Annotated in this window: 16 protein-coding genes; 1 reads left to right on the forward strand and 15 read right to left on the reverse strand. The window is 60.6% G+C overall.

Annotated features, from left to right (window positions below):
- Window positions 1–43: 43 nt before the first annotated feature.
- Window positions 44–940, forward strand: a complete 897-nt coding sequence (locus ACTJKT_RS02690; protein ID WP_097302093.1) for a LysR substrate-binding domain-containing protein — start codon at window positions 44–46, stop codon at window positions 938–940.
- A gap of 182 nt (window positions 941–1,122) precedes the next feature.
- Here the strand turns inward: ACTJKT_RS02690 and ispD are convergent, their stop codons facing one another.
- The 15 genes from ispD to bamA all read right to left on the reverse strand — a co-directional run bounded on the left by ispD (window position 1,123) and on the right by bamA (window position 19,707).
- Window positions 1,123–1,830: a 2-C-methyl-D-erythritol 4-phosphate cytidylyltransferase gene (ispD, locus tag ACTJKT_RS02695; RefSeq protein ID WP_081362554.1), complete on the reverse strand. Its 708-nt coding sequence runs from the start codon at window positions 1,828–1,830 to the stop codon at window positions 1,123–1,125.
- Window positions 1,827–2,105, reverse strand: coding sequence for a cell division protein FtsB (ftsB, locus tag ACTJKT_RS02700; RefSeq protein WP_007924039.1), 279 nt, complete (start codon window positions 2,103–2,105; stop codon window positions 1,827–1,829). Before ftsB ends, ispD begins: the two co-directional genes overlap by 4 nt.
- A 172-nt stretch (window positions 2,106–2,277) precedes the next feature.
- Window positions 2,278–3,567, reverse strand: a complete 1,290-nt coding sequence (eno, locus tag ACTJKT_RS02705) for a phosphopyruvate hydratase (RefSeq protein ID WP_009042397.1) — start codon at window positions 3,565–3,567, stop codon at window positions 2,278–2,280.
- 157 nt (window positions 3,568–3,724) lie between these two features.
- Window positions 3,725–4,570: a 3-deoxy-8-phosphooctulonate synthase gene (kdsA, locus tag ACTJKT_RS02710; protein WP_007924043.1), complete on the reverse strand. Its 846-nt coding sequence runs from the start codon at window positions 4,568–4,570 to the stop codon at window positions 3,725–3,727.
- A 5-nt stretch (window positions 4,571–4,575) separates the two neighbouring features.
- Complete coding sequence (locus ACTJKT_RS02715; protein WP_007924045.1) at window positions 4,576–6,207, reverse strand: CTP synthase; 1,632 nt, start codon at window positions 6,205–6,207, stop codon at window positions 4,576–4,578.
- Window positions 6,208–6,481: 274 nt separating this feature from the next.
- Window positions 6,482–7,810, reverse strand: a complete 1,329-nt coding sequence (tilS, locus tag ACTJKT_RS02720) for a tRNA lysidine(34) synthetase TilS (RefSeq protein WP_440786108.1) — start codon at window positions 7,808–7,810, stop codon at window positions 6,482–6,484.
- Window positions 7,811–7,929: 119 nt separating this feature from the next.
- Complete coding sequence (locus tag ACTJKT_RS02725; protein ID WP_053277647.1) at window positions 7,930–8,877, reverse strand: acetyl-CoA carboxylase carboxyltransferase subunit alpha; 948 nt, start codon at window positions 8,875–8,877, stop codon at window positions 7,930–7,932.
- A gap of 140 nt (window positions 8,878–9,017) precedes the next feature.
- Complete coding sequence (gene dnaE, locus ACTJKT_RS02730) at window positions 9,018–12,542, reverse strand: DNA polymerase III subunit alpha (protein ID WP_440786109.1); 3,525 nt, start codon at window positions 12,540–12,542, stop codon at window positions 9,018–9,020.
- Window positions 12,543–12,611: 69 nt separating this feature from the next.
- Window positions 12,612–13,244 (reverse strand): ribonuclease HII, encoded by a 633-nt coding sequence (gene rnhB, locus ACTJKT_RS02735; protein ID WP_081251597.1) that lies wholly within the window; start codon window positions 13,242–13,244, stop codon window positions 12,612–12,614.
- Between the two features lie 11 nt (window positions 13,245–13,255).
- Window positions 13,256–14,386, reverse strand: a complete 1,131-nt coding sequence (gene lpxB, locus ACTJKT_RS02740) for a lipid-A-disaccharide synthase (RefSeq protein WP_440786110.1) — start codon at window positions 14,384–14,386, stop codon at window positions 13,256–13,258.
- Between the two features lie 2 nt (window positions 14,387–14,388).
- Window positions 14,389–15,165 (reverse strand): acyl-ACP--UDP-N-acetylglucosamine O-acyltransferase, encoded by a 777-nt coding sequence (lpxA, locus tag ACTJKT_RS02745; protein WP_025806631.1) that lies wholly within the window; start codon window positions 15,163–15,165, stop codon window positions 14,389–14,391.
- Window positions 15,162–15,602, reverse strand: a complete 441-nt coding sequence (gene fabZ, locus ACTJKT_RS02750) for a 3-hydroxyacyl-ACP dehydratase FabZ (protein ID WP_007924058.1) — start codon at window positions 15,600–15,602, stop codon at window positions 15,162–15,164. Before fabZ ends, lpxA begins: the two co-directional genes overlap by 4 nt.
- A 109-nt stretch (window positions 15,603–15,711) precedes the next feature.
- Window positions 15,712–16,767: a UDP-3-O-(3-hydroxymyristoyl)glucosamine N-acyltransferase gene (lpxD, locus tag ACTJKT_RS02755; RefSeq protein WP_097302083.1), complete on the reverse strand. Its 1,056-nt coding sequence runs from the start codon at window positions 16,765–16,767 to the stop codon at window positions 15,712–15,714.
- A gap of 3 nt (window positions 16,768–16,770) precedes the next feature.
- Window positions 16,771–17,274, reverse strand: a complete 504-nt coding sequence (locus ACTJKT_RS02760; protein WP_007924063.1) for an OmpH family outer membrane protein — start codon at window positions 17,272–17,274, stop codon at window positions 16,771–16,773.
- Window positions 17,275–17,319: 45 nt separating this feature from the next.
- Window positions 17,320–19,707, reverse strand: a complete 2,388-nt coding sequence (bamA, locus tag ACTJKT_RS02765) for an outer membrane protein assembly factor BamA (protein ID WP_440786111.1) — start codon at window positions 19,705–19,707, stop codon at window positions 17,320–17,322.
- Between the last annotated feature and the right edge of the window lie 5 nt (window positions 19,708–19,712).

The raw sequence follows: 19,712 nt of genomic DNA on the forward strand, positions 1-19,712 counted from the left end.
CCGAACAAAAGCAAAACATTATTGCTGTACAGGGACAATCACCATGAACGAGAACCGCTGGGAAGGCATCGATGAGTTCGTAGCCGTGGCCGAGTGCAGCCAGTTCACCGCCGCCGCGGAACGCCTTGGGGTGTCGTCTTCCCATATCAGCCGGCAGATCGTCCGCCTGGAAGAACGGTTGCAGACCCGCCTGCTGTATCGCAGTACCCGCCGGGTGACCCTGACCGAAGCCGGGCAGACTTTCTTGCAGCATTGCCAGCGTCTGCAGGACGGGCGCGAAGAAGCCCTGCGCGCCGTCGGCGACCTGACCAGCGAGCCCAAGGGCATGCTGCGCATGACCTGCGCGGTGGCCTACGGCGAGCGTTTTATCGTGCCGCTGGTCACCAGTTTCATGGGGCTTTATCCGCAACTGCGGGTGGATATCGAACTGAGCAACCGCCCCCTGGACCTGGTGCATGAAGGCCTGGACCTGGCGATCCGCCTCGGCCGCCTGCAAGATTCACGGCTGGTGGCGACCCGCCTGGCGCCACGCCGCATGTACCTCTGCGCCTCGCCGTCCTACCTGGAGCGCTACGGTCGCCCCCACAGCCTGTCGGAGCTGAGCCGCCACAACTGCCTGATCGGCAGCTCGGACATCTGGCAGCTGGAGCAGGACGGCCGCGAGTTTTCCCAGCGAGTGCAAGGCAACTGGCGCTGCAACAGCGGACAAGCCGTGCTGGATGCGGCGCTACAGGGGGTTGGCCTCTGTCAGCTACCGGACTATTACGTGCTGGAGCATCTGCATCAGGGCAGCCTGATTTCCCTGCTCGAAGCCCATCAGCCGCCAAATACCGCAGTGTGGGCGCTGTACCCGCAACAACGGCATCTGTCGCCCAAGGTGCGCAAGCTGGTGGATTATCTCAAGGAGGGGTTGGCCAAGCGGCCGGAGTATTGTGGTTGACCACCGGGATCTGAACGCAAGCAAGCTCGCTACAGGGCTTGAGGTGATCCTCTGTAGGAGCGCAGCTTGCGCGCGATGAAGGATAACGCGGTGGACCAAACATTCCGCGGCGCGACCATCGCGGGCAAGCCTCGCTCCTACAGATAGTGCGCACGTCATGGTCGCGATAGAGCTGATACAAGCTATCGGCGATTGGCCCAACGCTGGCGCAACCACTCCAGGTCTTCCGGACGGGTCACCTTGAGGTTGTCCGAACGTCCTTCGATCAGGCGCGGCGCCTGGCCGGCCCACTCCATCGCCGACGCCTCGTCGGTAATCGCCACATCCGCCACCAGGCTGTCGGCCAAGGCGCGATGCAAGGCGCCCAGACGGAACATCTGTGGCGTATAGGCTTGCCAGATCAGGCTGCGATCCACGGTTTCCAGCACTCGGCCGTGCTTGTCGATGCGCTTGAGGGTGTCACGGGCCGGCACCGCGAGCAGGCCGCCCACAGGATCATCCGCCAACTCGCCCAGCAACTTGTCCAGGTCATCCCGAGACAGGTTCGGCCGCGCGGCATCGTGGACCAGCACCCAGTCTTCATCCGCAGCGCCCTGGGCGTGCAGATGGAGCAAGGCATTGAGGACCGATCCGGAACGCTCCGCGCCGCCTTCGACCCGCTGGATCCGCGGATCGTGGGCACAGGCCAGGGTCGGCCAGTAAGGATCGTCAAGCGCCAGGCTGACCACCAGCCCCTTCAGGGAAGGATGGTCGAGGAAACAGCCGAGGCTGTGTTCGAGAATAGTGCGCCCGCCCAGTTGCAAGTATTGCTTGGGACGGTCCGCGGCCATACGGGCACCGACGCCCGCGGCAGGAATCACGGCCCAGAAGGCCGGTAACGACTGGATCATTGGGCCAACTGGTAGAGGGTTTCGCCCTCCTTGACCATGCCCAGTTCATGACGAGCCCGCTCTTCCACGGTCTCCATGCCTTTCTTCAATTCCATGACTTCCGCGTCGAGTACACGATTGCGCTCCAGCAGGCGCTCGTTTTCAGCGCGCTGATCGGCAATTTGCTGAGTCAGGTCGGTTACCTGCGCCAAGCTGCCATTCCCCACCCACAGGCGGTACTGCAGGCCAGCCAGCAGCAAGAGCAAGACGAGGAACAACCAATTGGGACTGCGCATCGAATATCGGGTATCCAGTGAAAAAAGACAGCCATGCCAACAACTTCGAACCTACTGACAGCACGAAGCCTGGAAGAACCAGGCTTGTGCTCTTAAGGCATCAGATTAGTGGCAAAAACCTCGCTGATGCGATTTTTCTGACCCAATCCGGTGTCTTTGTACCATCTACCGCTTAACCGCGAAACTCGCTGCGGCCGTTGTACTTGGCCTTGCCATTCAATTGCTCTTCGATACGCAGCAATTGGTTGTACTTGGACACGCGGTCGGAACGGCACAGCGAACCGGTCTTGATCTGGCCAGCCGAGGTGCCCACGGCCAGGTCGGCAATGGTCGAATCTTCGGTTTCGCCGGAACGGTGCGAAATCACTGCGGTGTAACCGGCAGCCTTGGCCATCTGGATGGCTTCCAGGGTTTCGGTCAGGGTGCCGATCTGGTTGAACTTGATCAGGATCGAGTTGGCGATCTTCTTGTCGATGCCTTCTTTCAGGATCTTGGTGTTGGTCACGAACAGGTCGTCGCCCACCAGCTGGGTCTTCTCGCCGATCTTGTCGGTGAGGATCTTCCAGCCAGCCCAGTCGGACTCGTCCAGACCGTCTTCGATGGAGATGATCGGGTAACGCTCGGTCAGGCCTTTGAGGTAGTCGGCGAAACCTTCAGCGGTGAACACCTGGCCTTCGCCGGACAGGTTGTACTTGCCGTCTTCGAAGAACTCGCTGGCCGCGCAGTCCAGGGCCAGGGTCACGTCGGTGCCCAGCTTGTAGCCGGCGTTGGCCACGGCTTCGGAGATCACTTTCAGGGCGTCTTCGTTGGAAGCCAGGTTCGGCGCGAAACCACCTTCGTCACCCACGGCGGTGCTCAGGCCACGGGCCTTCAGCACGGCTTTGAGGTGATGGAAAATCTCGGTGCCCATGCGCAGGCCTTCGGAGAAGGACTTGGCGCCAACCGGCTGCACCATGAATTCCTGGATGTCAACGTTGTTATCGGCGTGCTCGCCACCGTTGATGATGTTCATCATCGGCACCGGCATCGAGTAGACGCCCGGAGTACCGTTCAGGTTGGCGATGTGCGCGTACAGCGGCAGGTCCTGGTCCTGTGCTGCTGCCTTGGCCGCGGCCAGGGAAACGGCGAGGATCGCGTTGGCGCCCAGGGTTGCCTTGTTGTCGGTACCGTCCAGCTTGATCATCGCCTGATCGAGGGCTTTCTGGTCGCTTGGGTCTTTACCCAGCAGCAGGTCACGGATCGGACCGTTGATGTTGGCTACTGCCTTCAGTACGCCCTTGCCCAGGTAACGGCTCTTGTCGCCATCACGCAGCTCCAGTGCTTCACGCGAGCCGGTGGAAGCACCGGACGGCGCGCAGGCGCTGCCGATGATGCCGTTATCGAGAAGCACGTCCGCTTCGACGGTGGGGTTGCCACGGGAGTCGAGAACTTCACGACCTTTGATGTCGACGATTTTTGCCATTGTTGTAAACACTCCAAAGTTGACGAAAACGACGCAGCTGAAGGGAATCTCTTTACCGCCGGCAAGCAGGGAACAAGGGGCAGACTTGCGGACGATAAGGCTCAGGCCAGAGGGCCTGAGCAATTAATCGTGCGGTACTTTACCGGAGAAATCGGCTTTACGCGGTCTCTACCGTCGGAAAACTCTTAACCAGTTCGTCCAGGGCCTTGAGCTGGGCCAGGAAAGGTTCGAGCTTGTCCAGACGCAGGGCGCATGGACCGTCGCATTTGGCGTTGTCCGGATCCGGGTGGGCTTCCAGGAACAGGCCAGCCAGGGACTGGCTCATGCCGGCCTTGGCCAGGTCGGTGACCTGGGCGCGGCGACCGCCAGCCGAGTCGGCACGACCGCCGGGCATTTGCAGCGCGTGGGTCACGTCGAAGAACACCGGGTATTCGAACTGCTTCATGATGCCGAAGCCGAGCATGTCCACCACCAGGTTGTTGTAACCGAAGCTCGAACCACGCTCGCAGAGGATCAACTGATCGTTACCCGCTTCTTCGCACTTGCTCAGGATGTGTTTCATTTCCTGGGGCGCGAGGAACTGGGCTTTCTTGATGTTGATCACGGCACCGGTCTTGGCCATCGCGACCACCAGGTCGGTCTGGCGCGACAGGAAGGCCGGCAGCTGAATGATGTCGCAGACCTCGGCGACGACCGCGGCCTGGTGCGGCTCGTGGACGTCGGTGATGATCGGCACGCCGAAGGCTTGCTTGATGTCCTGGAAGATGCGCATGCCCTCTTCCAGGCCAGGACCACGATAAGAGGTCACAGAAGACCGGTTGGCCTTGTCGAAACTGGCCTTGAACACGTAAGGGATACCGAGCTTTTCGGTGACCTTCACGTACTCTTCGCAGACCTGCATGGCCATGTCACGGCTTTCCAGCACGTTCATGCCGCCGAACAGCACCATGGGCTTGTCGTTGGCAATCTCGATGTCGCCGACGCGGATGATCTTCTGTGCCATCGGGGTTACGCCTTCTTCTGGTGTTGAGCCAAAGCCGCCTTGACGAAGCCGCTGAACAGCGGATGGCCGTCACGTGGCGTCGAGGTGAACTCAGGGTGGAACTGGCAGGCGACGAACCATGGATGGTCCTGCGCCTCGACCACTTCAACCAGCGCGCCATCGCCGGAACGACCGGAAATCTTCAGGCCGGCGTCGATCAGCTGCGGCAGCAGGTTGTTGTTCACTTCGTAGCGGTGACGGTGACGCTCGACGATCACGTCCTTGGCGTAGCAATCGTGCACCTTGGAGCCGGCTTCGAGCAGGCATTCCTGAGCGCCGAGACGCATGGTGCCGCCCAGGTCGGAAGCTTCGGTACGGGTTTCGACGGCACCGGTGGCATCAGCCCACTCGGTGATCAGGCCGACGACCGGATGACCGCTGGCGCGATCGAACTCGGTGGAGTTGGCGTCTTTCCAACCCATGACGTTACGAGCGAACTCGATCACGGCCACTTGCATGCCCAGGCAGATACCCAGGTAAGGCACCTTGTTTTCGCGAGCGTACTGGACGGCGGTGATCTTGCCTTCCACGCCACGCAGGCCGAAACCGCCTGGAACCAGGATCGCATCGACGCCTTCGAGCAGCGCGGTGCCCTGGTTCTCGATGTCTTCGGAGTCGATGTAACGCAGGTTGACCTTGGTGCGGTTGGTGATGCCGGCGTGACTCATCGCTTCGATCAGCGACTTGTAGGCGTCCAGCAGTTCCATGTACTTGCCGACCATGGCGATGGTGACTTCGTGCTCGGGGTTGAGCTTGGCGTCGACCACTTTTTCCCACTCGGACAGATCGGCACCGTTGCATTGCAGGCCGAAACGCTCGACGACGAAATCGTCCAGACCCTGGGCGTGCAGCACGGCCGGGATCTTGTAGATGGTGTCGACGTCTTCCAGGGAGATCACCGCACGCTCTTCAACGTTGGTGAACAATGCGATCTTGCGACGCGAGGACACGTCCACCGGGTGGTCGGAGCGGCAGATCAGCACATCCGGCTGCAGGCCGATGGAGCGCAGCTCTTTCACCGAGTGCTGGGTCGGCTTGGTCTTGGTCTCGCCAGCGGTGGCGATGTACGGAACCAGGGTCAGGTGCATCAGCATCGCACGCTTGGAACCGACTTCGACGCGCAGCTGGCGGATGGCCTCGAGGAAAGGTTGCGACTCGATGTCACCCACGGTGCCGCCGATCTCCACCAGGGCCACGTCGGCATCGCCGGCGCCCTTGATGATGCGACGCTTGATCTCGTCGGTGATGTGCGGAATCACCTGGATGGTGGCGCCCAGGTAATCACCACGGCGCTCTTTGCGCAGCACGTGCTCGTAGACACGACCGGTGGTGAAGTTGTTGTTCTGGGTCATGGTCGTGCGGATGAACCGCTCGTAGTGGCCCAGGTCCAGGTCGGTCTCGGCGCCGTCGTGGGTGACGAACACTTCACCGTGCTGGAACGGGCTCATGGTGCCCGGGTCGACGTTGATGTACGGGTCCAGCTTGAGCATGGTGACCTTAAGTCCCCGCGCCTCCAGGATGGCCGCCAATGAAGCCGAGGCAATGCCTTTCCCCAATGAAGAAACAACACCGCCCGTGACGAATATGTAGCGCGTCATGAAAAACCCTAGAAGTCTGCGTTAAAGCGGTCCGAGCCGCCGGGGAAAGCGAAGGAAGGCCGAAGCCCCCGATCACCTGCATTAATCACAGTGCACCTTTCAAAAAAACCGCCGCGTTGGGACAGACCGGAAGAGAAAACACCGGTACGTTGCTCGCTACACATTTTTTGGAATCGCCCAGCAAAGACTGCTTGGTAATCGGCAACTCCTGCAATTCAGGCGAATCCACAGAAGTTGTATCAAGAAGGGAGCGTAGTCTACCGGAAAGGGACTTTCAGCTCAAACCTTGATCGCTCGAAGGCGGCTGCCAATGCAATTGCCAGCCTTCATGGGCATTTGCGTCAAGACCTGGCAGGTTCGCCACCGCGAGCAATTCTTCGCCTCGATACAGCAGCGGCAATCTGCCACGGACGAAGGCAGGCAGACCCGCCTCGTTGAGCAAGCGCTTGAGGTCGCGGTGGCCGCGTCCGGGCAGTTGCATCACCTCGCCGCCCTGACGGTAACGCACCTGCAAGGGCCCTTGCGGCGCGCCACCGATGAATTGCAATTGACCATTACCCGGCAGCGGCAGAGGCGCAGCGGTATCGACCCAACCCGGTGCAGACAGCACGGGTTGCAGCCAGCTATCCGACAACCACCAGACGCGCCCTGCCGCCCGCTGCAACTCGCCCTGCCCCAGCAGCCATACCGGACGGCTGTCGCCCGCGGCATCGCGCAGCGTCTGCCAGCCCGCCCAGTGGCCGCTGTCGGGCAACGTCGTGAACTGGCTCAGCCAGTGACTCAGGGCATTGCGCTGACGCGCCTCCGACAAGCCGACCAAAGGCGCCAGCGCCAGGGACGGTAACCCTAGCCACTCGAATTCGGCACCCAGAGCCGCCTCTTGCAGATCAATGATCGCCAGCTCATCCAGCAACTCCCGGGCCTCGCGCAAATGCGCCGCGCTGCGCGCCAGGCTGCTGGCAGCCTGTGGCCAGCGAGCGGTCAGCAATGGGAATACTTGATGGCGCAGGTAATTACGGGAGAACTGCCGATCCTGGTTGGAGGGGTCGTCGATCCAGCGCAGCTGGTGATCACGGGCATAACGCTCCAGCTCGTCGCGGGAGACATCGAGCAAGGGCCGCAGCAAATACCCCTGCCCCAGCGCACGCGACGCCGGCATAGCGGACAGCCCCCTGACCCCGGCCCCACGCAGCAGACGAAACAACAGGGTTTCCGCCTGATCGTCACGGTGCTGGGCGGTCAGCAACAGTTCATTACCGCCGGTAGCCTCTTCGAACGCGGCATAACGCGCTTCCCGCGCCGCGCGTTCGAGACTGGCCCCCGGTTGCACCTGCACCGCCACTATTTGCAACGGCACTCCCAAAGCCTCGCACTGGGTTCGACAATGCTCCGGCCAGGCGTCAGCCGCAGCCTGAAGGCCGTGATGCACATGGATGGCGGTCAAAGGGGGAAGTTTGTGTCGCTGCCCGAGTTGGGCAAGCAGGTGAAGCAGGACGGTGGAGTCGAGGCCACCAGAGAACGCGATGCGCCAGGCCGATCGATCCAGCCAGGGCAGGAGGCGTTGCAGCAGTTTTTGCGTAAGGGCTGTATCGAATGGGCTCATGAATGGATCGGATCCTGAGTAGAGACCGAGCTTGCTCGCAGTGCCTGAAAAGCCTCGACCTGATTGGCCGAGGCGCCCATTTCGCGAGCAAGCCCGCCCCTACAAGGAGCGTCGATCTGTCAGAGACCGTAGCTCATCAGGCGATCGTAACGACGCGCCAGCAGGGTGTCGTTATCCATCTTCTTGAGCATCGCCAACTGGGAAGTCAGCTCGGCGCGGATCAGCGCGGCAGCGGCAGCCGGATCACGATGCGCGCCACCCAGTGGCTCGCCGATGACCTTGTCGACAATGCCCAGGCCTTTCAGGCGCTCGGCGGTGATGCCCATGGCTTCGGCGGCATCCGGCGCTTTCTCGGCGGTTTTCCAAAGGATCGAGGCGCAACCTTCCGGCGAGATCACCGCGTAAGTGGAATACTGCAGCATGTTCAGCTGATCGCAGACACCGATGGCCAGCGCACCGCCGGAACCACCTTCACCGATCACGGTGGCGATGATCGGGGTTTTCAGGCGCGCCATGACCCGCAGGTTCCAGGCGATGGCCTCGCTCTGGTTGCGCTCTTCGGCGTCGATGCCCGGGTAGGCGCCCGGGGTGTCGATGAAGGTCAGGATCGGCATCTTGAAGCGCTCGGCCATTTCCATCAGGCGGCAGGCCTTGCGATAGCCTTCAGGACGCGGCATGCCGAAGTTGCGACGGACTTTCTCGCGCACTTCACGGCCTTTCTGGTGACCGATGATCATGACCGGCTGGTCGTCCAGACGGGCAACACCGCCGACGATCGCGGCGTCGTCGGAGAAGTGACGGTCGCCATGCAGTTCGTCGAACTCGGTGAAGATGTGCTCGATGTAGTCCAGGGTGTACGGACGACGCGGGTGACGCGCCAGGCGTGCGATCTGCCAGCTGGTCAGCTTGCCGAAGATGTCCTCGGTCAGGGTGCTGCTCTTGTCTTGCAGGCGGGAGATCTCATCGCCGATATTCAGCGAATTGTCATTACCGACCAAGCGCAACTCTTCGATCTTGGCTTGCAGGTCGGCGATCGGCTGTTCGAAATCAAGAAAATTCGGGTTCATAGGCGTCCGTCTTGGGTCGACGTCCAAGAGAGCTTGGGCCGGCCGGTTGTCTATTCGCGCCCTACCTTAAGGGAGAGGCGCGTTCAGGTCGAGATTAAAAATTCGGGTCGAGATCGGCGCACTTTTATGGCGCCTGACCGTCAACGGTATTGGAGGAAGACGTTGTCTCGCCCGAACTGGTCACGCAGGGCTTGAATCAAGGCATCCGCCGGGTCGATCCGCCAGGCTTCGCCGAACTGCAGCAAGGCCTTGGCGTCCTCCTTGGTGTACTCCATGGAGATCGGGCAAGCGCCGCGATGGCGTTTGCACAACTCCCCCAGCCAGCGTAGCTGATCGCCCTTGAGGGCTTCGGTATGCACCTTCAAGCGCAGGCTTTCCGCCAGGTTGGTGCGGGCATCCTCCATGCTCATCACCCGCTTGACCCGCAGGCGCAGGCCGCCGGAGAAGTCGTCGTTGCTGACCTCGCCCTCGACCACCACCATCGCGTCGGTCTGCAGCAGGGACTGGGCCGAATGGAAGGCATCGGCGAACAGCGAAGCCTCGATCCGCCCGGAACGATCGTCAAGGGTGATGAACCCCATCTTGTCGCCCTTTTTGTTCTTCATGACCCGCAGGGCAATGATCATGCCCGCGACGGTCTGGGTATCGCGCGCCGGCTTCAGGTCGACGATGCGCTGGCGGGCGAAACGCCGGATCTCACCTTCGTATTCGTCGATCGGGTGCCCGGTCAGGTACAGCCCGAGGGTATCTTTCTCGCCTTTCAGGCGTTCCTTGAGGGTCAGTTCCTTGGCCTTGCGATGATTGGCGTAGACATCCGCATCCTCTTCGACAAAGACCCCGCCGAACAGATCGGCGTGACCACTGTCGGCGGTCCGTGCAGTCTGCTCGGCCGCCTTGACCGCTTCCTCCAGGGCCGACAACAGCACCGCGCGGTTGCGGTCGATGTTGGCCTGGTAGGCCTTGAGTTCGTCGTGGAAGTACGGCCCCAGGCGGTCCAGGGCCCCACTGCGGATCAACGCATCGAGGGTACGCTTGTTGATGCGCTTGAGGTCGACCCGGCCGCAGAAGTCGAACAGGTCCTTGAACGGACCACCTTCGGCACGGGCCTCGACGATCGCCTCCACCGGCCCCTCGCCCACGCCCTTGATCGCGCCCAGGCCATAGACGATGCGGCCGTCGTTGTTGACGGTGAACTTGAAGTCGGAACTGTTCACATCCGGCGCATCGAGGCGCAGCTTCATGCTGCGCACTTCTTCGATCAGCACCACCACCTTGTCGGTGTTGTGCATATCCGCGGACAGTACCGCCGCCATGAAAGGCGCCGGGTGATGCGTCTTGAGCCATGCAGTCTGGTAGGACACCAGCCCATAGGCGGCCGAGTGGGATTTGTTGAAGCCGTAGCCGGCGAATTTTTCCACCAGGTCGAAGATGTTGCCCGCCAGGTCGGCATCGATACCGTTGTTGGCGCAACCTTCGATGAAGCCGCCGCGCTGCTTGGCCATCTCCTCGGGTTTCTTCTTACCCATGGCACGACGCAGCATGTCGGCCCCGCCAAGGGTATAGCCAGCCATCACCTGGGCAATCTGCATCACCTGTTCCTGATACAGGATGATGCCGTAGGTCGGCGCCAGTACCGGCCGCAAGCCATCGTACTGGTAGTCCGGATGCGGATAGGCCAGTTCGGCGCGACCGTGCTTACGGTTGATGAAGTCGTCCACCATGCCCGATTGCAACGGACCAGGACGGAACAAGGCTACCAGTGCGATCAGGTCTTCCAGGCAGTCAGGCTTGAGCTTCTTGATCAGCTCCTTCATGCCTCGGGATTCGAGCTGGAACACTGCGGTGGTCTCGGCCTTCTGCAGCAGCTCGTAGGTCTTCTTGTCGTCCAGCGGGATGAAGTCGATGTTGACGTCGGGCAGGTTGTTTTTCACCTGCTCACGGTTGATGGTCTCCATCGCCCACTTGATGATGGTCAGGGTCCGCAGGCCGAGGAAGTCGAACTTCACCAGGCCGGCGGCCTCGACGTCGTCCTTGTCGAACTGGGTTACCAGGCCGTCGCCGGCTTCGTCGCAGTAGATTGGCGAGAAGTCGGTCAGCTTGGTCGGGGCGATAACCACGCCGCCGGCGTGCTTGCCGACGTTACGCACCACGCCCTCGAGCTTGCGCGCCATCTCCCAGATTTCCGCCGCTTCTTCATCGACCTTGATGAAGTCGCGCAGGATTTCTTCCTGCTCGTAGGCTTTTTCCAGGGTCATGCCGACTTCGAAGGGGATCATCTTCGACAGACGGTCAGCCAGGCCGTAAGACTTGCCCTGAACCCGCGCCACGTCCCGCACCACAGCCTTCGCGGCCATGGAACCGAAGGTGATGATCTGGCTTACCGCGTTACGGCCATATTTCTCGGCCACATAGTCGATAACCCGGTCACGACCGTCCATGCAGAAGTCGACGTCGAAGTCGGGCATGGAAACCCGTTCCGGGTTGAGGAAACGTTCGAACAGCAGGTCGTAGGCCAGTGGGTCGAGGTCGGTGATCTTCTGCACGTAGGCCACCAGGGAGCCGGCACCCGAGCCCCGGCCAGGTCCTACCGGCACTCCGTTACTCTTGGCCCACTGGATAAAGTCCATAACGATCAGGAAGTAACCGGGGAATCCCATCTGGATGATGATATCCAGTTCGAAATTCAGCCGGTCGACATACACCTGGCGCTTGGCTTCATAGTCTTCGGTGGTGTCCTTGGGCAGCAGCACGCTGAGACGTTCGTCCAGCCCGTCGAAGGAAACCTTGCGGAAATATTCATCGATGGTCATGCCATCGGGAATCGGATAGTCAGGCAAGAAGTGCTTGCCCAGCTTCACTTCGATATTGCAGCGCTTGGCGATCTCGACCGTGTTTTCCAGGGCCTCGGGCAGGTCGCTGAACAGCTCGGCCATTTCCTCGGCGCTTTTCAGGTACTGCTGATCGCTGTAGTTCTTCGAGCGGCGCGGGTCGTCGAGGGCGCGGCCTTCACCGATGCAGACCCGGGTTTCATGGGCCTCGAAGTCTTCGCGCTTGATGAAGCGCACATCGTTGGTCGCCACCAGCGGCGCGCCGATCTTGTCCGCCAGGGCCACGGCTGCGTGCAGCTGCTCTTCGTCGTTGGGACGGTTGGTACGCTGCACTTCCAGATAGAAGCGCTCCGGGAACACCGTCATCCACTCGCGGGCCAGGGTTTCCGCTTCTTGCAGGTCGCCAGAGAGCAAGGCGATACCGATCTCGCCCTCTTTCGCGGCCGAGAGCATGATCAGGCCTTCGGCGGCCTCGGCCACCCACTCGCGCTCGATGATGATCTGGCCATTGCGCTGGCCGTCGATGAAGCCGCGGGAAATCAGCTCGGTCAGGTTGCGATAGCCCATGGCGTTCATCACCAGCAGGCTGATGCGGCTCAGTGGATTCTCGGGGTCCTTGTTCGACAGCCACAGGTCGGCGCCACAGATCGGCTTGATCCCGGTGCCCATGGATGCCTTGTAGAACTTGACCAGGGAACACATGTTGTTCTGGTCGGTAACCGCCACCGCGGGCATGCCCATGCCGGCCAACGTCTTGACCAGCGGTTTGATCCGCACCAGACCGTCAACCAGGGAATATTCAGTGTGCAGGCGTAGATGAACGAATGAAGCCGGCATAGTGATCCTGTAATGAGCGCAAAAACAACAAGGCCCGGATTGTACCGGGCCTTGGCTAAAACATCAGCCTCAGGACTGAATCTCGCCCGCGTTCTCACGGGCTTCGTAGGCTTGGCGCACCGGCGCGAACGAACGCCGGTGAATCGGCGTCGGCCCCAGGCGGGCCAGTGCTTCCAGATGAACGGGCGTCGGATAACCCTTGTGTCCGCCGATGCCATAACCGGGGTAGATCAGCTCGAACGCCGCCATCTCGCGATCCCGGCTGACCTTGGCCAGAATCGACGCCGCGGCGATCGCCGGCACCTTGCTATCGCCCTGGACCACGGCTTCGGCAGGCATCGACAGCTTCGGGCAACGATTACCGTCGATCATCGCCAGTTTCGGGGTCACGCTCAGCCCTTCTACCGCGCGCTGCATGGCCAGCATGGTGGCATGCAGGATATTCAGTTCGTCGATTTCCTCGACTTCGGCGCGGGCAATGCACCAGCTCAGGGCCTTCTCACAAATCTCGTCGTAGAGCTTCTCGCGACGGGCCTCGGTGAGCTTCTTCGAGTCGTTCAGGCCGAGAATCGGCCGGTTCGGATCGAGAATGACCGCAGCCGTGACCACTGCGCCGCACAAGGGGCCGCGCCCTACTTCGTCGACACCGGCCACCAGGTCTTCAGCATCGGCTACCAGCGAGAAATCCAGTCCCATCTGCATCTTTTCGTTACTCATGCCGGTTTGCCAATCAGGTTCAACACCGCTTCAGCCGCCTGGTTGGAGGCATCCCGGCGCAGGGTGCGATGGATCTCGTCAAACCCGCGAGTCTGCTCCTGGCCATCTTCGATCAAGGGCGACAAGGTCTGGGCCAGGGCCTCTGCAGTGGCGTCGTCCTGCAGCAGCTCGGGAACCAGCAGGCGCTGGGCCAGCAGGTTCGGCAGGGAAATATATGGACTCTTGACCATGCGCTTGAGAATCCAGAAGGTCAGCGGCGCCAGGCGATAGGCGACGACCATCGGGCGCTTGTACAGCAGTGCCTCAAGGGTCGCGGTGCCGGAGGCGATCAATACCGCGTCGCAAGCCGCCAGCGCCTGATGCGACTGACCGTTGAGCAGGGTCAGCGGCAGGTCGCGACCGGCCAGCAGCTCTTCCAGCTGAACGCGCCGCTCGGGGCTCGCGCAAGGCATGACAAAACGCACCCCAGGACGCAAGGCACGCAGGCGTTGCGCCGCATCGAGGAACAAGGCCCCCAGGCGCCCGACTTCGCCGCCACGGCTGCCCGGCATCAGGGCCACCAGCGCCCCCCCGGGCAAGCCCAGTTCAGCGCGAGCCGCGGCCCGATCGGCCTCCAACGGAATGGCGTCAGCCAGGGAGTGCCCGACGAACCGCACCGGCACGCCCTTCTCTTCATAGAATTTGGCTTCGAACGGGAACAGCGTCAGCATCAGGTCGCAACCTTCGCGGATCTTCAGCACGCGCTTTTGCCGCCAAGCCCAGACCGAAGGGCTGACGTAGTGCACGGTCTTGATGCCGGCCTGACGCAACTGGAGTTCGATGTTCAGGTTGAAATCGGGGGCGTCGATGCCGATGAACGCGTCCGGTTTCTCGGCGATCAGGGTCTGAACCAGCTTCTTGCGCCGGGCCAGCAGTTCGCGCAAGCGCCCCAGGACTTCCACCAGCCCCATGACCGCCAGGCGCTCCATCGGGAAATAGGAAGTCAGCCCTTCGGCCTGCATCAGCGGGCCACCGACACCGATAAATTCAACGGCGGGATGCTGGGCCTTGAGCGCGCGCATCAAACCGGCGCCAAGAATGTCGCCGGAAGCTTCGCCAGCCACCAGCGCAATACGCAGTTTGCTCATGATTAACGGGTGATGCCGCGAGTCGAAGACTGGATCGAGTCACGAAATACCGCGACTTCGGGAAATTGTGCAGCAGCCTCTGCCAGCTCGGCGAGCGCCTGGTCGACGGTCAAACCCTGGCGATATACCACCTTATAGGCTCGACGCAGGGCGTGAATCGCGTCCTCGCTGAAACCACGACGGCGCATGCCCTCGAAGTTCATGCTGCGGGCCTCGGCCGGGTTGCCGAAGACGGTGACAAAGGCCGGAACATCCTTGCCGATCGCCGTCCCCATGCCGGAAAAGCTGTGGGCGCCGATATGGCAGTACTGGTGAACCAGGGTGAAGCCGGACAGGATGGCCCAGTCGTCCACATGCACATGGCCGGCCAACGCTGTGTTGTTGACCAGGATGCAATGGTTGCCGATCACGCTGTCGTGACCGATATGGGCGTAGGCCATGACCAGGTTGTGATCGCCGAGGGTGGTCTCGGAACGATCCTGGACTGTGCCGCGGTGAATGGTCACGCCTTCACGAATGACGTTGTGGTCACCAATCACCAGGCGGGTTTCCTCGCCCTTGTACTTAAGATCGGGAGTGTCTTCGCCTACCGAGGAGAACTGGTAGATACGATTGTGCTTACCGATCCGGGTCGGGCCTTTGAGCACCACATGCGGCCCGATCACCGTACCCTCGCCGATTTCCACACCGGCGCCAACGATCGACCACGGGCCAACCTCAACGTCGTCGGCCAGAATGGCCGTCGGATCGATGATTGCGCGAGGGTCAATCAAACTCATAGTTTGCGTTCCGCACAGATGATTTCAGCGGAGCAGACTGGCTTGCCGTCGACCGAAGCCTGGCATTCGAATTTCCAGATCTGGCGCTTGCAGCTGATGAACTTGGCTTCCAGGATCAACTGGTCGCCCGGCAGTACCGGCTGGCGAAAGCGCAGCTTGTCGGAACCGACGAAGTAATAGAGGGTGCCATCGGCCGGCTTCACGTCCAGCATCTTGAAACCAAGGATGCCCGCAGCCTGAGCCATGGCTTCGATGATCAGCACGCCCGGCATGATTGGATGCGCGGGGAAGTGACCATTGAAGAAAGGTTCGTTGATGCTGACATTCTTGTAGGCACGAATGCACTTGCCTTCAACATCCAGGTCCACCACCCGGTCCACCAACAGGAACGGGTAACGGTGAGGCAGGTATTCGCGAATCTCGTTGATGTCCATCATTTCGGGGGGAAGCCTGTAGTAAAGATTGGGAGCGCGCGACTAACGCACACTCCTCTAGCAAATCAAGGAGGCAGTCTAACGGCTGTGCACACTTGATATGGAAATGGTATCAGCCATCTGATGAAGCTTTACCGTCGGGGGTCACGTCCCCTACGCGCTTTTCCAGCTGTCGCAGGCGTCGCGCGAGATCATCGAGCTGACGGATGCGTGCCGCGCTTTTGCGCCACTCGGCAGCAGGCTGCATGGCTGTACCGGAAGAGTAGGAGCCCGGCTCGGTAATCGAGTGGGTCACCATGGTCATCCCGGTCAGGAAAACGTTGTCGCAAATATCGATGTGGCCAACCAGCCCGACACCGCCGGCGAGCATGCAATGCTTGCCGATCCGGGTGCTGCCGGAAATACCGACACAGGCCGCCATGGCGGTGTGATCACCGACCTGGACGTTGTGAGCGATCTGAATCTGGTTATCCAGCTTCACGCCATTGCCAATGACGGTATCGGCCAGCGCACCGCGATCGATAGCGGTATTCACGCCGATCTCGACATCATCGCCAATGGTGACGCCACCAATCTGCGCGATCTTCTGCCAGATGCCCTTCTCGTTGGCGAAACCGAAACCTTCGCCGCCGAGCACCGCACCGGACTGAATGACCACGCGCTTGCCGATGCGCACATCGTGGTAAAGCGTCACACGTGGAGCCAGCCAGCCGCCCTCGCCAATCTGGCAACGAGCACCGATAAAACAATGAGCACCGATCGTGACACCCGCGGCGATTTGCGCACCGCTCTCGATCACCGCAAACGCGCCAATACTGGCAGCCGCGTCGACCACAGCATCCTCGGCAATGACCGCAGTCGGATGAATACCGGCTGGCGCCTTGGGCTTGGGATCGAACAGGTGGGAAATCCGTGCATACGACAGGTAGGGGTCGGCCACTACCAAGGCATCACCGGCATAACCTTCGGCATCCGCCGCCTTCAGCAGCACGGCTCCTGCCTGGCTGTCAGCCAGATACTTACGGTATTGGGGATTTGCCAAAAAGCTCAACTGAGCTGGGCCAGCCTCCTGCAAGGTGGCTAGCCCAGTGATTTCTTTCTCTGCGGAGCCACGCAGGGTGGCTCCGAGGAACTCGGCCAGCTGGCCGAGCTTTATAGTCGCTGTCATGGGTTACTTCAGCTGATTCATGCGCTCGATAACCTGGCGAGTGATGTCGTACTGAGGTTTGACATCAATCACTGCACCACGCTCGAACACCAGGTCAAAACCACCTTTCTTGATGACTTCTTCCACGGCGCTGTCGAGTTTCGGCTTCAGCTGCTTGAGCATTTCACGATCGGCAACGGCCTTGGCTTCGTTCAGTTCCTTGGACTGGAACTGGAAGTCGCGGGCTTTCTGCTTGAATTCGAGCTCCAGGCGCTCACGCTCGCCTTGCTGCATCTTGTCGCCACCGGCAACCAGACGATCCTGGATGCCCTTGGCGCTGCTTTCCAGGGTTTTCAGCTTGTTCAACTGCGGGCCGAACTTCTTCTCGGCATCCACTGCGTATTTCTTTGCAGCATCGGACTCCAGCAGAGCCATCTGATAGTTCAGTACGGCGATTTTCATGTCGGCGAAGGCCGGGCCTGCTACCAGGACAGTCGCCAGGAGAACCAATTGAGTCAACTTACGCACGATGCACTCCTACAAAATCCATTGTCGTTATCTTGGGTCAGGCTCTTAGAAAGTCTGACCGAGGGAGAATTGGAACACCTGGGTTTCAGCGTCGTCAGGTTTCTTGATCGGCATCGCCAGAGCAAAGCTCAGCGGGCCCAGAGCGGTTACCCATGTCACGCCGACACCCACGGAACTGGCCAGATTGCTCAGGCTGATGTCGTTACACTGTGTATTGGACGACGTGCCGTTGGTGTTGGTGGTCTTCTCGCACTTGGAGTCGAATACGTTACCCACATCCCAGAACACGGAAGTCCGCAGCGAGCGCTGATCCTTGACGAACGGCATCGGGAACAACACCTCGACACCACCCTGGATCAGCACGTTGCCACCGAATGGCAGGGCATCCTGGTCCGGGTCAAGCGAGGTACCGGCGTTGCCAGTCCGATCTACACCACGGCTCGGAGTACTGCGAGGACCCAGGGTGCTGTCCTTGAAACCACGAACCGAGTTGAAACCACCAGCATAGTAGTTTTCATAGAACGGCAAGCCATCGGTCGAACCATAACCGTCGCCATAACCCAGCTCGGTGTGCAGGCGCATGGTGTAGGTGTCGGTCAGCGGCTGGAACAGCTGACCGCGGTAGTCGAGCTTGAAGAACGACAGGTCGCTGCCCGGAGTAGTGGCTTCCAGCACCAGGCTTTGGGAATGACCACGGGTCGCCAGGACACCTTTGTTCAGGGTGGACTCGGACCAGCCGGCCGAAGCCTTGAAGTTCAGGTAGTTGTCGCCTTCGCGGTTCACGAAGTCGAAGATTTCGTCAACGGTATAACGACCGGTCTTGATCTTGTCTTGCTGTGCGGTCAGGCCGAAGGTCAGACGCGAAGTCTCGCTGATCGGGTAGCCAACGCTGACGCCGGCACCCAGGCTGTCTACCGCATAGCTCGCCACGTCGACATCGAGGTCGTCGTAGTCGGTGGTGCGATAGAACGCGTTGTAACCCAGGCTCACGCCATCGGCAGTCCAGTAGGGGTCGACATAACCGAAGTTGTAACGGCTCTGGTATTCGCTGCGGGTCAGGCCGATGCTGACCTTGTTACCGGTACCCAGGAAGTTGTTCTGGGTGATCGAACCACCGAGGATCAGGCCGGCGCTCTGGGCGAAACCGACGCTGGCGGTAATCGAACCGGAAGCCTGCTCTTCTACTGCGTAGTTGACGTCTACCTGGTCGTCGACACCTGGCACGGCCGGGGTTTCGACGTTGACTTCCTTGAAGAAGCCCAGACGCTCAAGACGGGTCTTGGACTGGTCGATCAGGTAGGTCGAAGCCCAGCCACCTTCCATCTGACGCATTTCACGACGCAGCACTTCGTCCTCGGACTTGGTGTTGCCGCGGAAGTTGATGCGGTTCACGTAGGCGCGCTTGCCGGGATCGACCACGAAAGTGATATCGACCGTGTGATCTTCGTCATGAGGCTGCGGAACGCCGTTGACGTTGGCGAAGGTATAACCCTCGTTGCCCAGGCGACGGGTGATCAGCTCGGAAGTGGTGGTCATCAATTTACGCGAGAACACCTGGCCCTTCTCGACCAGCAGCAGCGACTTGACCTGGTCTTCAGGCACTTTCAAGTCACCGCTGAGCTTCACGTCACGAACGCTGTACTTCTCGCCTTCGTTGACGTTCACAGTGATGTAGACGTGTTTCTTGTCCGGGGTGATGGAAACCTGGGTCGAAGCGATATCCATGTTGATATAGCCACGGTCCAGGTAGTAGGAACGCAGGCGCTCCAGGTCACCGGAGAGTTTCTCACGGGCATACTTGTCGTCGTTCTTGAAGAAGGACAGCCAGTTGGTGGTTTTCAGTTCGAACAGATCAACCAGGTCTTCGTCCGGGAATACGGTATTGCCCACGACGTTGATGTGCTGGATGGCAGCTACGGTGCCTTCGTTGATATTGACCTTCAGCGCCACACGGTTGCGCGGCTGCGGAACCACTTCGGTATCGACGGTGGCCGAGTAGCGGCCCTGAGCGACATATTGGCGCTGCAGTTCGTTACGAACACCTTCAAGGGTCGCACGCTGGAAGATTTCGCCTTCTGCGAGACCGGATTGCTTGAGGCCTTTCATCAGGTCTTCAGTGGAAATCGCCTTGTTGCCTTCGATTTCGATACTGGCGACGGATGGACGCTCGACTACCGTAATGACCAGGACATTGCCATCGCGGCCCAGCTGGATATCTTGAAAGAAGCCGGTTTTGAACAGCGCACGAGTGGATTCCACCAGGCGACGATCATCCGCCTGCTCACCGACGTTCAACGGCAAGGCACCAAAGACGCTACCCGCGGAGACCCGCTGGAGGCCATTGACGCGGATATCGGAGATAGTGAAGGACTCGGCGTGAACTTCGGCGATCATCAATACGGAGAGAACCGCAGTTAGCAGCAGACGTTTCATGAAGT

This window comes from Pseudomonas sp. 22526 (assembly GCF_052044735.1).
Classification (GTDB): Bacteria; Pseudomonadota; Gammaproteobacteria; order Pseudomonadales; family Pseudomonadaceae; genus Aquipseudomonas; species Aquipseudomonas piscium.

Excerpts from the sequence above, each read along its gene's own strand:
- ACTJKT_RS02690 (WP_097302093.1), top strand. The coding sequence starts at position 44 with ATGAACGAGAACCGCTGGGAAGGCATCGATGAGTTCGTAGCCGTGGCC.
- ispD (WP_081362554.1), bottom strand. The coding sequence starts at position 1,830 with ATGATCCAGTCGTTACCGGCCTTCTGGGCCGTGATTCCTGCCGCGGGC.
- ftsB (WP_007924039.1), bottom strand. The coding sequence starts at position 2,105 with ATGCGCAGTCCCAATTGGTTGTTCCTCGTCTTGCTCTTGCTGCTGGCT.
- eno (WP_009042397.1), bottom strand. The coding sequence starts at position 3,567 with ATGGCAAAAATCGTCGACATCAAAGGTCGTGAAGTTCTCGACTCCCGT.
- kdsA (WP_007924043.1), bottom strand. The coding sequence starts at position 4,570 with ATGGCACAGAAGATCATCCGCGTCGGCGACATCGAGATTGCCAACGAC.
- ACTJKT_RS02715 (WP_007924045.1), bottom strand. The coding sequence starts at position 6,207 with ATGACGCGCTACATATTCGTCACGGGCGGTGTTGTTTCTTCATTGGGG.
- tilS (WP_440786108.1), bottom strand. The coding sequence starts at position 7,810 with ATGAGCCCATTCGATACAGCCCTTACGCAAAAACTGCTGCAACGCCTC.
- ACTJKT_RS02725 (WP_053277647.1), bottom strand. The coding sequence starts at position 8,877 with ATGAACCCGAATTTTCTTGATTTCGAACAGCCGATCGCCGACCTGCAA.
- dnaE (WP_440786109.1), bottom strand. The coding sequence starts at position 12,542 with ATGCCGGCTTCATTCGTTCATCTACGCCTGCACACTGAATATTCCCTG.
- rnhB (WP_081251597.1), bottom strand. The coding sequence starts at position 13,244 with ATGCAGATGGGACTGGATTTCTCGCTGGTAGCCGATGCTGAAGACCTG.
- lpxB (WP_440786110.1), bottom strand. The coding sequence starts at position 14,386 with ATGAGCAAACTGCGTATTGCGCTGGTGGCTGGCGAAGCTTCCGGCGAC.
- lpxA (WP_025806631.1), bottom strand. The coding sequence starts at position 15,165 with ATGAGTTTGATTGACCCTCGCGCAATCATCGATCCGACGGCCATTCTG.
- fabZ (WP_007924058.1), bottom strand. The coding sequence starts at position 15,602 with ATGATGGACATCAACGAGATTCGCGAATACCTGCCTCACCGTTACCCG.
- lpxD (WP_097302083.1), bottom strand. The coding sequence starts at position 16,767 with ATGACAGCGACTATAAAGCTCGGCCAGCTGGCCGAGTTCCTCGGAGCC.
- bamA (WP_440786111.1), bottom strand. The coding sequence starts at position 19,707 with ATGAAACGTCTGCTGCTAACTGCGGTTCTCTCCGTATTGATGATCGCC.